Raw genomic sequence first — 14,659 nt, 5'->3', positions numbered from 1 at the left:
GGGGGTTAATTCTGCCAGGGAATTAACGCCGTGTTTTTTGCAAATTCCTTTTTCACTTTATGGATCCAGTTTTTTTCTGCTTCTGCTCTGCTCATTAAGATCGGTTCTTTGGACTGGGCAGCTAATAGTGATTGATTAATCAGCCACCAGGAGGGACTAATGCCTGCCCTTATGAGATCCGTTTGCAAGCGCGAAGCTTCCAATACGGGAGTTGCCTCCGCTAAAGTCACAATCGCGATACTGGTCTTGAGCGGATCACGTAAAGTTGGGAGCAGCTGTTTGATGCTGTCGGGTGTTTCTTGCGCTGTCATGCGCTCAACTTCTTTATGATAGGATTGTGCCGCATCCAGCAACAGCAGTGTATGGCCGGTTGGTGCAGTGTCAATGACGATAAAGTCGTGACGTGTTTGGGAAACGATTGAAGCAAATGCTTGAAAAACCGCTATTTCTTCAGTGCATGGAGAACGCAAATCTTCTTCCAGATAATCCCGTTCTGATTGAGATAAAGAGGCGGCTTCTGCTAAAACCTGTTCGGTATAGCGGGCAATTTCTTTTTTTGGATCAATGCTGCTTATATGCAGGTAAGGAGAGTCTTCGTGCACCATCCCCGTAATATGGTCAGCAGGATCGGTTGTCGTTAAATGAACCGAATATCCCCTTTGAGCTAGTTTGGAAGCAACAGCAGCTGCCATTGAGGTTTTGCCGACTCCGCCTTTTCCCATCATCATCAAGACGCGTTGATGATTGTTGATAATGGACTCCACATAGTCATCTAACGTATTTAAATCCCCGATGGTCTCTTTTTTGTTAGTATCTTCAACAGGCGGCTGACTCTTATTTAGAGAGAACCAGTCCCGCAAAGAGTCTGCGCCGGTGAGGGAATGCGCAACAAAAGGAAGCTTATAGACTGCCGCATCGGTGCTGTTTATAGCACCAGCTGCTTTGCGCTGCCGTTCATAAAAGGCCAGGGCAACAGAATCATTTGTCTGAAGGTCATCCAGCCAGCCATTAACGATCAGGTGCTGGTTGGTCATTCCAATCTCCATCAGTTCTTTTGCTGCTCTGTTCGCTTCATTTATCGCAGACAAGTCAGGGCGTGTAACGAGTATAAGCTGTGTTTGATTCGGATCTGCCAGGGAATCCATGCTTTTGCTGTAGGCAGCCTTTTTTTCCTGCAGACCCGACAACGGTCCTAAACAAGTTGCGCCATGTGTGCTCGCATCAAGAAATGAACTCCATGCTGTTGGCAGCTGAAGCAGACGAAGGGTATGACCGGTTGGCGCTGTATCAAACAAAATATGGTCATAATTAGATGTGATGACTGGATCCACAAGCAGGGAGGTGAATTCATCAAATGCGGCAATTTCTACCGTGCATGCACCCGATAATTGCTCTTCCATGGATGAAACAGCATCATCAGGAAGAACACCTCGATACGGCGCGATGACTGATTCCCGGTAGATTCTGGCCGCCTCCTCCGGATCAATATTGCAGGCATCCAGTCCATTTACTGCCGGAACATCTGTCGGCTCACGGCCGACTTCAATTTCCAGTACATCCTGTAAATTAGAAGCAGGGTCAGTGCTTACAAGCAGAATTTTTTTCCCCTGATCGGCAAGAGAAATGGCAGTAGCACAGGCGGTTGACGTTTTTCCGACCCCTCCTTTTCCAGTGAAAAATAAAAAAGGAGTTAATGATGCAGAAATTGGATCAAATCGTTCAAACATAATCGCACCTCCATTTCGTCAAATCGATTTTAAGTCAATAGTGAGTTTGGGTTTCTTTTGTTCCAGATCTCCGGTTTCAAGAGAAAAATGTTCTGCCAGCTCTTCATTGGCAGGATAGCCGCCGGCAGCAGCAAAATTTCCATTAATAAAAACGAAGGGAAGAGCATCGGCTCCTTTAGAGTGAAGCAGTTTTTTCACTTCATCGTTCTCGATAAATGCTGCGGGGTCGTTAGCAAGATTATAACGTTTCACTGCAATTCCTTTGGTTTCCAGCTTATGAAGAGCTGAAGCGATTCTTGTAAGCTCAGGATCCACACCGGGACCGCAAACCCCCGTGCTGCAGCACATGGCAGGATCATAAATAGTAATATCAGCCATTTTAAAAAACCTCCCTGATCAATAAGTAAAGCCAGTTCACACGAAAAAACTTGTGAGCTGGCTATTTTGTTTTAAGCTATATTTATTTTCCCGTTTCAGCAAATTCCTTTATTCTTGCACCAATCTGATCACGGACGGTTTGGAAGACTTTCCATTTTTCTTCTGGAGTACCTTCCGCTTTCGCCGGATCATCAAATCCCCAGTGCTCACGTCTCAAATGAGGCGGAGTAGTCGGGCAGTGGTCTGCGGCATGTCCGCAAAGTGTCACAACAAAATCAGCGTTGTTTAAGATATCCGGATCAATCGTATCCGAGGTTTGGTTCGAGATATCGATTCCAACCTCATTCATTGCTTTCACTGCATTTGGGTTCAGGCCATGTGCTTCAAGTCCTGCACTTAGCACATTCCATTCATCGCTGAGATACTCTTTTCCGAATCCTTCAGCCATTTGGCTTCTGCATGAGTTACCGGTACATAGAAAATAAAGTGTTTTTTTAGACATAATTAATTGCTCCTTTTATTATTTATAGAATAATGATCAGCCATAAATACAGGCCGATTAGTGTGACAAGCAGGGTAGGGATGGTGAGAATAATTCCGACTTTAAAATAGTATCCCCAACTAATGTTAAAACCTTTTTTGCTCAGTACATGAAGCCATAAAAGCGTGGCTAATGAGCCGATTGGTGTAATTTTCGGGCCAAGATCAGAGCCGATGACATTGGCATAAATAAGAGCTTCCCGAATAATACCTGTGGTGTTGGTTTCCTGAATGGCCAGCGCATCGATCATGACAGTCGGCATGTTATTCATTACAGAGGACAAAATGGCGGCAATAAAGCCCATGCTGATCGTAGCAGCAAATAATCCCTGCCCGGCAGCCATTTCGATAACATCTGCCAGTACACTTGTCAGTCCTGCATTTCGAAGGCCGTACACTACAACGTACATGCCAATGGAGAAAAACACGATGGCCCACGGTGCGTCCTTGATTACTTGTGTAGTGTGAACGGCAGGGCTTTTTCTCGCGATCAGCAGAAATACGATGGCGATGATCCCCGCAATAATCGATACGGGAACGCCAGTAAATTCACTTGCAAAGTACCCTGCTAAAAGGACAGCCAGAACTCCCCAGGATAAGCGGAACATCCGCGCATCCTTTAGTGCTTCCTGCGGCTTGCGCAGCTGGCTCATATCATAATTTTCCGGGATGCTCTTACGGAAAAACAGCCAGAGAACAAGCAGACTCGCACCAATGCTGAAAAAGTTTGGAATGATCATCCGGCTGGCGTATTCCGCAAATCCGATGCCAAATACGTCAGCGGACACAATGTTAACCAGGTTGCTTACAATAAGCGGGAGGGAGGCGGTATCAGCAATAAATCCGCTTGCCATAATAAACGGCAGAATCATCGCTTCTTTAAAATTAAGGTTCCGGACCATTGCGAGCACGATCGGAGTCAGAATAAGCGCCGCTCCATCATTGGCAAAAAATGCGGCCACTAATGCGCCGAGCAGCGTTACATAAATAAACATTTTAATGCCGCTTCCTTTTGCGAATCGAGCCATATGAAGGGCGGACCATTCGAAAAATCCAATCTCATCTAAAATTAAGGAAATAATAATTAACGCAACAAATGTTAATGTGGCGTTCCAAACAATCGACGTTACATCAAGCACGTCCTGCATCGTTACTACGCCGAGCAATAGGGCAATCAAAGCTCCTCCACAGGCCGACCAGCCGATTCCAAGGCCTTTTGGCTGCCAGATCACCAGCGTTAACGTGGCTAAAAATATGATAATTGCTAAACTAATCTCTAACACATGCGACACTCCTTAATGCTTATTCACAGGAAATTCGTTTTCCTCTTTGAATAAGGTCTTCTAAATGATGGTCTTGCACTGGAAGATGATGAAGGACGTTTTTAACCATTTCATAGCCTTCAAATTCTTCATTAAGAGAATAGACAATCCATTGCCCGCGCCGCTGTTCTTTTATCATGCCAATGTCCTTCATTTTACGGACATGCTGGCTGATTGAAGGCTGGCTCATGTTAAAAATCTCAACAAATTCGCAGACACAGCAGTCATGATCTGCTAAAATACGAAGCATCGTTAAACGGGTTTTATCACCCATAAGCTTCAGGGCAGTGGCGGCTTTATCTATTGAAAGAGCTTCTTTTGCGATCAATTCAAATCACCTCCAAAAGGCAGTCTGTTCATTTCAGTTATCAGTATATAGGCATATGCTTATATACGCAACTACTTTTGATCATCTTTACAAGCTTGTAATAAAGTACTGAGATGCAATTCGATTTTTTAGTAATAAATAAAATAGTGGGGGCAGAACATGACACAAACAATCGGTTTTATAGGAAGCGGAAAAATGGCGCAGGCAATGATTGCCGGCATTGTACGGTCAGAGATCGTTCAGCCTGCAGATATTATTATTACCTCCAAGACAAGTGAAACAAGAGAAAAAACAGCCCAACAATATGGCGTGCAAACCGCTTCATCAAATAAGGAAGCGGCAAAAAAGTCAACGATCTTATTTTTAGGAATTACACCTGATCTGCATTCGGAAGTGATCGCTGATATTCGTGACGAGACAGCAGACGATACGATTATTGTGACGATCGCAGCGGGAATCACCACCGCTGATATCAGCCGGATGTTTGGCAGGGCAATGAGTGTCGTGCGCACGATGCCAAACACGCCTTCTTTAGCGGGAGAGGGCATGACAGCCGTTTGCTCCAATGATCAGGTTAGTGAAACAAAACTTTCTGGTATTTGTGACATTCTGTCTTCCTTTGGAAAAGTGGAAGTCATTTCAGAAAAATTAATGGACGCCATTCCATCCATCAGCGGATCATCACCTGCCTATGTTTACATGATGATTGAAGCGATGGCAGATGGGGGCGTCAAGCAGGGACTTAAACGCGATCAGGCCTACCGTCTGGCGGCGCAGGCTGTCCTGGGTGCTGCTAAAATGGTGCTCGATACAGAGCTTCACCCGGGCGTGCTGAAGGATCAAGTGTGCTCACCAGGCGGTGCAACGATCGAAGCTGTTTCAACTCTTGAAAAAGAACAGTTTCGCGGAAGCATCCTAAACGCCATGGAGAGCTGTACAAAAAAAGTAAAAGAGTTAGGCTCCAAGTAAAATGGATTCCCAGTACAGCTGCATGCTGTTATTGGGAATCCATTTTTTAGTGAGCGTTATTCGGCTATTTCCTTGACGGTATGAATGACCTGAAGCGGCTTATCTGCCGGACCATTCAGTACCTCTCCATCAACCGTGAAACGGGAGCCATGACATGGGCAGTCCCAAGACTTTTCTGCTTTATTCCAGTTAACTGAACATCCGAGATGAGTGCAGGTAAGGTCAACAGCATGAACCATTCCATCATCATCGCGGTAAGCACCAATATTCTGGCCGTTCCATTTCACGTGCGAGCCTTCACCTGCAGGGAGCTCCTCAAGCTTTATAGGCGGCTCCTCGATTTTACCTTTGACGAGATGTTTAGCTACATCAGCATTGATAGATATAACTTTTTTCAAAGCAGGATCAGCATGAAAACGGCTCGGGTCAAATAGATCAGCTGAAGATGTAGATATTCCAAGAATACGTTCGCTTAGAAGATGAGCGGCCATTGTACCCTGGGTCATGCCCCATTTTCTGTAGCCGGTCGCAACCAGTACGCGGGGGTGACGGTTTGAAACGGCACCAATATAAGGAAGCTTATCAAGTGTTGTGTAGTCCTGAGCGGACCAGTGATAGGAGAAGTCGACAGGTCCGATTTGCGCATGAGCAAATTCACGCAGTGCTTCAACATGATGTTCCGTTGTTACCCCTTGCCCGGTCGTATGCCGTTCTCCTCCAACAATGATGCCGCGTGACCCATCATAGGAAAAGAAGCGGATGGAGCGAACAGTGTTATCGATGGATAAATACATTCCTCCAGGGTCCGGTGCGCTCCACTTTCCAGCCAACAGATAGGAACGTTCTGCTTTCATCTTGGCAAAATAAAGACCAAGTCCGTCGTAGAAAGGGAAATGGCTTGCGATTATAACATGCTGACAGGTTAATGCATGACCGCTTTCCATAATGATTTGTATTTCATCTTCATCTTCCTGCAAGTCAGCTGCTTTTGTATGTTCATGAATGCGGCCTCCCATCGCGATAATTTCCTCCGCCATAGCAGCCAGGTATTTAACAGGATGAAATTGTGCCTGGTTTGGCATAACCAGTGCACCCTTACACGGAATGTCAAAAGGAAGCTTGGAAGCTGTTCTAAATGGAATATCAAGTTTTTGATAGGCTTTTTGTTCGTTTTCAAGCTGCTGCATGCTTGATTCGGTGCCGGAGTAGATCCAGGCATCCTGTTCCTCAAAATTGCAATCCCATTTTTTTTGACTGACTGTTTGGCGTATCCATTCAAGTGCATGGTCATTGTGGTCATAAAAACTTCTGGCGCCTTCGATGCCAAAATGCTGGATCAGTTCATCATAAATGGCTCCATGCTGGGCAGTTATTTTTGCGGTAGTATGGCCGGTCGTCCCGGAAAGCAGTTCGCCTGCTTCTACTAACGTAACCCGTACACCTTTTTGTGAGAGAAGGTATGCGGCTGTAATTCCGGTTATTCCTCCGCCGACAACAACGACATCGGTTGCCCGGCTTTCCTCAAGGCATGTATAGTCAGGAAGCTTGGCTGATTCTCTCCAATACGCTTTTTGCTGGTATTGCTGGTTCATGTATGATCACCTTTCTTTTTTTGTCATTTCAATAGTATGGCGGTATTTCGGGAAGTTATAAGCAATCCAATAAAAACCTTGGGCTGATTCAGATAAATAAAAAAGCTGCCAAATCCATTTTAAATGGATTTGGCAGCCTGTATAAATTATTGATTATTAGCCCATTCTTCTACATTCCAGGTGGTTGTAGCCCAGTCTTCATAAAATTCGGGCTCATGGCACACAAGAACAATCGTTCCTTTATAGGCTTTCAGTGCCCGTTGTAGTTCTTCTTTTGCCGTAACATCAAGGTGATTGGTCGGCTCATCAAATAACAGCCAGTTGCTTTCGTGCATCATTAGCTTGCACAAACGAACTTTTGCCTGTTCACCGCCGCTTAATTGATTCATCTGGCGGGTAATGTGTTCGTTTTTCAACCCGCAGCGGGCTAGTGCAGCACGAACCTGGTTTTGTTCCATAGAGGGGAACTCAGTCCAGACATCTTCAATCGGTGTAATCGATTTGGCTTTCAGCTCCTGCTCAAAGTAAGAAGGGAAGAGGAAGTCGCCGTGAATAACTTTTCCGTTAAGAGGCGAAATTTTCCCCATGATCGTTTTAAGCAAAGTGGATTTACCGACTCCGTTTGCACCAACTACCGCAATTTTTTCGCCGCGCTCAATGGTTATATTAATCTTAGGCATAAGCGGCTGTTCGTAGCCGATTTCCAGATTTTCTGCTTCCATAACATACCGGCTGCTTCCGCGTGACTCTTTAAAATCGAATGTCGGTTTGGCTGCCGTTTCAGGACGGTCAATCCGCTCGATCCGGTCCAGCTGCTTCTGACGGCTTTTGGCGCGTCCGGTTGTGGAGTAGCGTGCTTTATTTTTTGCGATAAAGCTTTCCTGCTTTTTAATGAACTCCTGCTGTTTTTCATAAGCATTAATATGCTGGTTTTTATTCAACTCTGCAAGCTCCAGGAATTTTTCATAAGTAGCTGTGTAACGATTCATTTTAGTGAATTCCAGATGCAAAATAATATCAACGACGCCATTCATAAAGGACGTGTCATGTGAAATTAATAAAAAGGCATGCGGATAATCCTTCAGATACATCGACAGCCAGTGGATATGTTCAACGTCCAGGTAGTTAGTCGGCTCATCCAGCAGTAGTACTTTTGGTTTTTCCAAGAGCAGCTTTGCAAGCAGAACCTTGGTACGCTGACCGCCGCTGAGTGCTGCAACGTCACGGTCAAGTCCAATCGCATCAAGACCAAGGCCTCGCGCAACCTCTTCAATTTTTATGTCGAGCGTATAAAAATCTCCGGCATCCAGCGCATCTTGAATTTCCGCCATATCCTCAAGCAGCTGCTCCAGTTTGTCCGCATCAGCATCTGCCATTTTTGACGTGATGTCATTTAATTCTTCTTCCTTTTTAAATAAAGGAAGGTAGGCGTCACGAAGCGTATCCCGCATCGTTCTTCCAGGGGTCAGTCTTGTATGTTGATCCAGGTAGCCATAATGCGTACCCGGAAGCCATTCCACTTTTCCTTCATCGTGGATCAGTTCGCCCGTTAAAATACTCATCAGCGTTGATTTCCCAACCCCGTTGGCTCCAACCAGACCCATATGTTCGCCATCTAAAAGGCGAAACGAAACATCCTTAAAAAGCGTGCGGTCACCAAATGTGTGCCCGACCTTTACTACATTTAACAAACTCATGTTAATCAATTCCTCCGATATTTAAAAAGATCTCATTCCATCATACGTTATTTTGACGATTCCTCCTAGTATAATTCATTTAGTTGATTTTTATGGAGGTGGTTTTCTTTCTATTTCTTCTCCAAGGATCACCACTTATTTTAAATGCAAAAAGAAAAATGACCCTGTTTTTTACAGAGTCATTTTCCTTTTCAATTAAAAAAAGAAGAGCCGATATAAGACAATAAAAACAATGCACCTATTATTCCAATAAAAACAAAATCCCTCTGTCCAACCGAAATTTTACGGTACCAGTGTGTTCTTGGTTCTCCGGTAAAGCCTTTTGACTCCATTGCGATGGCTGTTCGCTCTGCTTTGCGGATTGCACTCGCCAGCAAAGGGATGATAAAACTCTTCCATTGAATAACGCGTTCCTTTATCGTGCGCGGACGGCCGACACCGCGAATCTGCTGGGCACGCTGCATGATTTGAAACTCTTCTTTTATTAATGGAAGAAACTGATACCCGGCCATTATTCCGTAGGCAAGACGGGTAGGGAGTTTCAGCTGCTGCATAAGGCTCAGCATAAAATAGGTCGGCTTCGTTGTCAGAACAAATAGGAGTGAAAGAGCTGAAAAAGTAATCACCCTCATCCCGAGACCTGCGCTTCGCAAAAGGGATTCTTCCGTCAATCTGAGCCAGCCCCATTCAAAGATCAGCGTTTCCTGTGCCATGAGTGATTCATTGGGAAACAGCATCGCGGTCCAAACATAACCGACCGCCATAAAGACAAACGGGGCGGTTAATAAACTCCATACCTTCCAGGAGGTTTGGGATAACGTAAACGTCATCAGGATCAATCCAACCCAAAATATTAAATAGAGAACGGGATCTAAAAAAAGAGCAAGCACGAAAACAGACGCCAGCACAGTGAGCAGTTTTACAGAGGGATTAATGGTGTGCAGCCACATGCTGAAAACCTCCTATCCATTGCTGAAGCCTGACAGATGGGGGTAGGAGCAGGCCGTGCTGCTTAAGAAAGACTTCACCTAAATCCCACATCGCATCTGCAGTTCCCTGAAATTTTATTTCTCCATTGGAGAGGAGGATGGTTCGATCAGCTAACCGGTGAACGAGCTCCATATCATGAGTGACGATCAAGGTTGTTTTTCCTTCCATCTGACGCTGTTTCAGCATGCGGACAAGATTCTTCATCGAATGCGCATCCTGGCCATAGGTTGGTTCATCAAGCAAAAGGATATTCAGATCATCAATTGTCATTCCGGCGACACTCAGCCGTCTTTTCTGCCCCTGGCTCAAAGATAGAGGATGACGGTCCTCATATCCGCTCAAACCAATTTTCTGAAGGGTGGCTTGCACCCGCTGTTTGATCATATCGGCATCCAGTTTTTTCACCCTCAGACCAAACCCCACATCATCTACTACAGTATGCTCCACAAATTGATGCTCAGGATTTTGGAACACATAACCAATTTCGCTTCGAATCTCCTGATTGGCATACTCTTCAACAGGACGGCCTTTTAATGAAATCGTTCCCTCGTAATCTGGAAACAGACCGGCAATCAGCAGAGCCAAAGTGCTTTTTCCTGCTCCGTTATGTCCGCAAAATGCCACGGTTTCACCTTCACGTATCGTAAGGGAAATATCTCTTAAAATAAGATGTTCCTTTACAGAGTAGCTAAGATTATTTACTTCAATTACGGGAGGGGACAAGCTTATTTCATGTTTTACTGAATCCTGCTTTTGTCTGATTCTGTTCACTTGCTCTTCTGTTATTCTTTTCCTCCATTCCTGCTCGTTAACGGTTAAGCCAGCCTGTCCCTGCTGCAGTTGAATAAAGAGCGGCAGGTCAATCGTCAGCTGATCAAATACTTCGTAGCGTTGGGTGAGCGCTTCTTTTAATGGTTGATTTACCTGGATGGAGCCCTCTGAGTCAAGCAAAATTGCACGATTCATCCATTCAACCCATCCATTCAAATCATGATCAATTACTACGATGGTTAAATCCAGGGTGCGCTTTAATTGGGCTAAACACTGAATAAGCTCCAAGCGGGATAATGGATCGATATTGGCGAATGGTTCATCAAGCAATAAGATGTCTGTTTTCATTGCAAGAAGGCAGGCAAGTGCGACCCGCTGTTTTTGCCCCCCGGACAAGCTTTGGATGACGCGCTTTTCATAGCCTGCTAACCCTGTCTGAAGCAGGGAAGAAATGATTCTGCTTTTCATTTCTTCCCGGGGGAGATGAAGATTCTCCAGCCCGAATGCAAGCTCTTCTTCAACGGTAGTCATGCAAAATTGGCTTTCAGGATCTTGAAACATCATACCGATGTGCTTGGATACGGCACCGCTCGTCCACTCGGAAGCAGGGGTGCCAAACCAGTGAATAGAGCCTTCCATTACACCACTTCCGTTTGCGGGCAGAATTCCGTTCATCAGCATCGTAATGGTGCTTTTTCCAGCTCCGCTTGGTCCGGCAATCAGGACACCGTCGCCCTGATGTATGGCAAAGGATACATTATTTACGACAGGATCAAGTTCTTCTGAATGACGGTAGGACACTCTGTCAAACGAAATTACCGGGGAATTAAGACGCTTTGGCATGGAATTCCCTCTTTTTATCGCGGGCAATCGCGTAGCTGTTCAGCACGCCCGTTTGATACAAACCATCAGAAATCCATTTTCCGAGCAGACCGGCTAAAAGTGCACCGCTTGCCAGGCGGATGGCAAACATCATCGCCACATAACCGGGATCGAGGGCACCGTAGCCTGAAATAAAGTAGCCCCATATAAAACTTGTAACTGAAGACCCCATACCAGCAAGCATCAATACCCATAACCCCCAGCGTTTATATCGGGTTGCGGCAAAGACTGCTTCAGCTCCAGCTCCCTGTATCATGGCGGATACAATCAGCATCGGCCCGACTGCATTGCCTATGAGCACTTCCACCGTTCCTGCTATCGTTTCTGATAAAAAAGCAGCACCGGGACGGCGGAGTATGTATGCAGCGATGATCGATACAATAAACCAAATTCCAAAAATCCATTCATATCCGATTGGTCCCATGATACCGGCCATGACATTTCCCACTTGAAAGAATGCGAGATAGACAACCGCAAATACCACCGCTAATACAGACAGCACAATAATCTCAGAAAGCTTCCATTTTGCGGTCATTTAATTCGTCTCCTCTTTATGAGATGGACTGTTTATGCTCATATTAACCGTCATGACGATATGGGAGCTTTTGCTTTGCTGCGCCTGTTGAAACGCTTCTTCTAAAGTGTTAAACACATCATGAATATCGCCATGCAGCCCGCTTGCGTAATGAACACCTTTTTTTAGGGTTCCGTGCTTTTGGGCAGTGTCGACCTGAGCCATGATTGTCGCCATATAATCTGAATCACCCATCGGGTAAAGAGCGAATTGAGAAGATACATATTGTTTTAAATGTTTGATCGCTGGTTCGTTTAAACGGACATCGTCCTCTGCCATATAAGAATCTCCCTCGGTGTCTCCCGGACAGCCGATTGAAAAAGTTGCGTTTAGAGCGACATGTGCACCTGTTTTTGATGTGTGAAGAACCATTGCCTTCACGACGTCAAACACATGTTCTTCACGTCCCCGTACACAGGTGCTGACGTCATCTGTGAAACGCCAGGTTTTTGATGTATCTACTTCCTCGATGGCACCTTTAATCAATGAAACAAACTGATCAGTCATGGGATGAAGAGAGAAGCGGCAGCCCGCAATTCTGCTTGTACCGCACGAAATTCCCGTTTCTGGTGTAGTGAATGATTGAGTGTCTGACATACTAATATTCCTCCTGATGATTGTTTTAGACAAAACAAAAAGCTGCATCCCGGAAAGGAAAATGCAGCTTCTTCATCATCAGTTAAGGTGGTTATATTGAGTGATGAGTCACCACACTTCCCCACGCCAGTATTACCTGGATCGGGTAATGAGGGATCGGAACATTGCAGTTCTCATCACAGCCCTTTCGAGCACCCCTAGTGTATCGACTTTCGTATGCAGTTTGTTTGTCAGGTTCATCATAAAGGTTCGTTTCGATCTTGTAAAGAAGAAAAGATATTCCAAAGGCAGAGTAGTTGCCCATCAGGCACCATCTCTTTATAATCGGTTTTACATGCAGGAAAATCGGAACGGTTCAAAAGGAGGGAATACGAAATGAAGCAGCAGAGTACACAGCTTGGCACTGAAAAAATACCCAGATTAATGCTGCGTTTTTCAGTGCCTGCGTTTATTGGCATGTTTGTGATGGCCCTATATAACATTGCAGATACTTTTTATATCGCAAGAGGGGTTGGAACAACAGCTGTAGCTGCGCTATCTATTTCATTCCCTCTTCAATTAATTATGACAGCTTTTGCAGCAGCAATCGGCATCGGTGGCTCATCTATTATCTCCAGGCGGCTTGGGCAAGGAAAGTTAAAAGAGGCCAATGAGGTTTTTGGCCATGTCGTGTGGCTTGTCGGGTTAATGAGTGTTCTCATGGTTATAACGGCACTGACTTTTCTCGATCCGATCTTAACAGCATTTGGGGCAACCGCTGATGTGCTGCCGTTTGCCAGAGAGTATATGTCGATTATTTTATACGGCTCCCTTTTTCAGGCCTTTATGATGTCGAGCAACAATATCGTTCGTTCAGAAGGAAACGCAAAGATCGCCATGCTGACCATGATCATCTCAGCAGGGTTAAATATTGTTCTGGATCCGATCTTTATTTTTGTACTTGATATGGGAATAGGAGGAGCAGCAATTGCTACTGTTATCTCACAAGCAGTTGGGGCAGTGTGGATTTTCCTTTATTTTTGGACTGGAAAGAGCTCTTTAACCTTTCGATGGATCGGTTTTTTCCCCAAGCCGAAAGTGGTCAAAGAAATTATCGCCATCGGCTCCGCCACCTTTGTGCGCCAAGTGGCAGGAAGCTTTATGTTTATTGCTGTCAATTGGATGCTTGTGATTCACGGAGGGGAAACCTCGGTTGCCATATACGGGATCATCAACCGTATCATGATGTTTGCCATTATGCCGATGTTTGGAATTGTGCAGGGTATGCAGCCGATTATTGGCTATAACTTTGGAGCAAAGCTTTACCACCGCGTCAGTGATACGTTAAAGCTTGGCATCATGATTTCCACTGGCATTGCCGTTTTCGTATGGGGAGCAACCATGCTTTTCCCAACAGCAATGATGTCCGTTTTTTCCACTGATTCAACTGTCATTGAGGACGGGGGAGAAGCCATTCGCTGGATATTCCTTGTCACACCGATTATTGGTTTTCAAATGGTGACAGGCGGCTTGTATCAGGCGCTTGGAAAAGCAAAAATATCCTTTATTTTATCCATGGCGAGACAGCTGATTTTTCTTATTCCGTTAGTGCTCATTCTGCCTGGATTTTACGGGGTGATGGGTGTATGGATTGCTTTTCCTATTGCTGACATTTTAGCATTTCTTTTATCGCTGTTTTTTGTATGGCGTGACCGTCAAAAACTGTTTCAAAAAACACCCTCCCAGGCCAGACTGCGGCAGGCAAAGGTTAACGGATAGAAATAAGAGGATAAGGGAGAGAGGCATTTGCTGCACCATATAGAACTGTATGTTTCCCAATTAGATCGGTCTAAAGAATATTGGAGCTGGCTGCTTTCGGAACTTCAATACGAGAAGTACCAGGAGTGGGAGCAAGGATTCAGTTTCAAGTACAAAGAGACCTATCTTGTCTTTGTTCAGGTGGAGGATGACTTTAAGTCTGCGGGTTATCACCGAAAACAAATCGGTTTAAATCACATAGCCTTTCATGCTTCAAACCAAACACAGGTGGATCATTTAAGGCTGCAAATGAAAAAAAGAGGATATGGTCTCCTGTATGAGGAACGGTATCCCTATGCCGGGGGGCCGGATCACTACGCTCTGTATGGGGAGGACCCAGACCGGATAAAAGTGGAGATTGTGGCTCGTAAATAAACCATTGTCTGGATAAATACAAAGGCCCTCACGAAGATGATGTTCGTGAGGGCTTTTTTTGCCGAATCAGATAACTGGCCATGCTCCTGTCATCAGGGGTACACGCGACAGCAGGCCATC

General features: G+C 45.2%; 14 protein-coding genes and 1 riboswitch. Of the genes, 3 read left to right on the top strand and 11 right to left on the bottom strand.

Annotated features, from left to right (window positions below):
* Window positions 1-5: 5 nt before the first annotated feature.
* From arsA to E2R51_RS10330, 5 genes are all read right to left on the bottom strand, one after another.
* Entirely contained in the window at window positions 6-1,727 is a 1,722-nt protein-coding gene (arsA, locus tag E2R51_RS10350) for an arsenical pump-driving ATPase (protein WP_133376964.1), read from the bottom strand.
* 18 nt (window positions 1,728-1,745) lie between these two features.
* Entirely contained in the window at window positions 1,746-2,105 is a 360-nt protein-coding gene (gene arsD / locus E2R51_RS10345) for an arsenite efflux transporter metallochaperone ArsD (protein WP_133376963.1), read from the bottom strand.
* 82 nt (window positions 2,106-2,187) lie between these two features.
* Window positions 2,188-2,607, bottom strand: coding sequence for an arsenate reductase (thioredoxin) (gene arsC, locus E2R51_RS10340; RefSeq protein ID WP_133376962.1), 420 nt, complete (start codon window positions 2,605-2,607; stop codon window positions 2,188-2,190).
* Between the two features lie 22 nt (window positions 2,608-2,629).
* Entirely contained in the window at window positions 2,630-3,928 is a 1,299-nt protein-coding gene (locus E2R51_RS10335; protein WP_133376961.1) for an arsenic transporter, read from the bottom strand.
* A gap of 19 nt (window positions 3,929-3,947) precedes the next feature.
* Window positions 3,948-4,292 carry an ArsR/SmtB family transcription factor gene (locus tag E2R51_RS10330; protein WP_255509747.1) on the bottom strand — a complete coding sequence of 115 codons (345 nt, stop codon included), beginning with the start codon at window positions 4,290-4,292 and terminating at the stop codon, window positions 3,948-3,950.
* A gap of 162 nt (window positions 4,293-4,454) precedes the next feature.
* Between E2R51_RS10330 and proC the strand changes: the two genes are divergently transcribed.
* On the top strand, window positions 4,455-5,264 hold the full coding sequence (proC, locus tag E2R51_RS10325) for a pyrroline-5-carboxylate reductase (RefSeq protein WP_133376960.1): 810 nt from the start codon (window positions 4,455-4,457) through the stop codon (window positions 5,262-5,264).
* Window positions 5,265-5,320: 56 nt separating this feature from the next.
* Here the strand turns inward: proC and E2R51_RS10320 are convergent, their stop codons facing one another.
* The 6 genes from E2R51_RS10320 to E2R51_RS10295 form a co-directional block, all read right to left on the bottom strand.
* Window positions 5,321-6,856, bottom strand: coding sequence for an FAD-dependent oxidoreductase (locus E2R51_RS10320; RefSeq protein ID WP_133376959.1), 1,536 nt, complete (start codon window positions 6,854-6,856; stop codon window positions 5,321-5,323).
* A 146-nt stretch (window positions 6,857-7,002) separates the two neighbouring features.
* Window positions 7,003-8,553, bottom strand: a complete 1,551-nt coding sequence (locus E2R51_RS10315) for an ABC-F family ATP-binding cassette domain-containing protein (protein WP_133376958.1) — start codon at window positions 8,551-8,553, stop codon at window positions 7,003-7,005.
* Between the two features lie 191 nt (window positions 8,554-8,744).
* Complete coding sequence (locus E2R51_RS10310; protein WP_133376957.1) at window positions 8,745-9,503, bottom strand: energy-coupling factor transporter transmembrane component T family protein; 759 nt, start codon at window positions 9,501-9,503, stop codon at window positions 8,745-8,747.
* Window positions 9,484-11,157, bottom strand: coding sequence for an ABC transporter ATP-binding protein (locus E2R51_RS10305; protein ID WP_133376956.1), 1,674 nt, complete (start codon window positions 11,155-11,157; stop codon window positions 9,484-9,486). The genes E2R51_RS10310 and E2R51_RS10305 overlap by 20 nt, the downstream gene beginning before the upstream one ends.
* A complete protein-coding gene (locus E2R51_RS10300) occupies window positions 11,141-11,731 on the bottom strand; it encodes an ECF transporter S component (protein WP_133376955.1) in 591 nt (196 codons plus the stop codon). Before E2R51_RS10300 ends, E2R51_RS10305 begins: the two co-directional genes overlap by 17 nt.
* The gene (locus tag E2R51_RS10295; protein ID WP_133376954.1) at window positions 11,732-12,367 is read right to left on the bottom strand and encodes a YkoF family thiamine/hydroxymethylpyrimidine-binding protein; all 636 of its coding nucleotides are present in this window, start codon (window positions 12,365-12,367) and stop codon (window positions 11,732-11,734) included.
* Window positions 12,368-12,468: 101 nt separating this feature from the next.
* Window positions 12,469-12,576, bottom strand: a riboswitch (TPP riboswitch).
* Between the two features lie 166 nt (window positions 12,577-12,742).
* Here E2R51_RS10295 and E2R51_RS10290 point away from each other — a divergent pair.
* Window positions 12,743-14,125: an MATE family efflux transporter gene (locus E2R51_RS10290; RefSeq protein ID WP_133376953.1), complete on the top strand. Its 1,383-nt coding sequence runs from the start codon at window positions 12,743-12,745 to the stop codon at window positions 14,123-14,125.
* A gap of 27 nt (window positions 14,126-14,152) precedes the next feature.
* A complete protein-coding gene (locus E2R51_RS10285) occupies window positions 14,153-14,539 on the top strand; it encodes a VOC family protein (RefSeq protein ID WP_133376952.1) in 387 nt (128 codons plus the stop codon).
* Window positions 14,540-14,659 lie beyond the last annotated feature (120 nt).

This window comes from Jeotgalibacillus sp. S-D1, from assembly GCF_004358665.1.
Classification (GTDB): Bacteria; Bacillota; Bacilli; order Bacillales; family Jeotgalibacillaceae; genus Jeotgalibacillus.
Note: the sequence above shows the minus strand (reverse complement) of the source record. Positions and strands in the feature narration are given on the sequence as shown.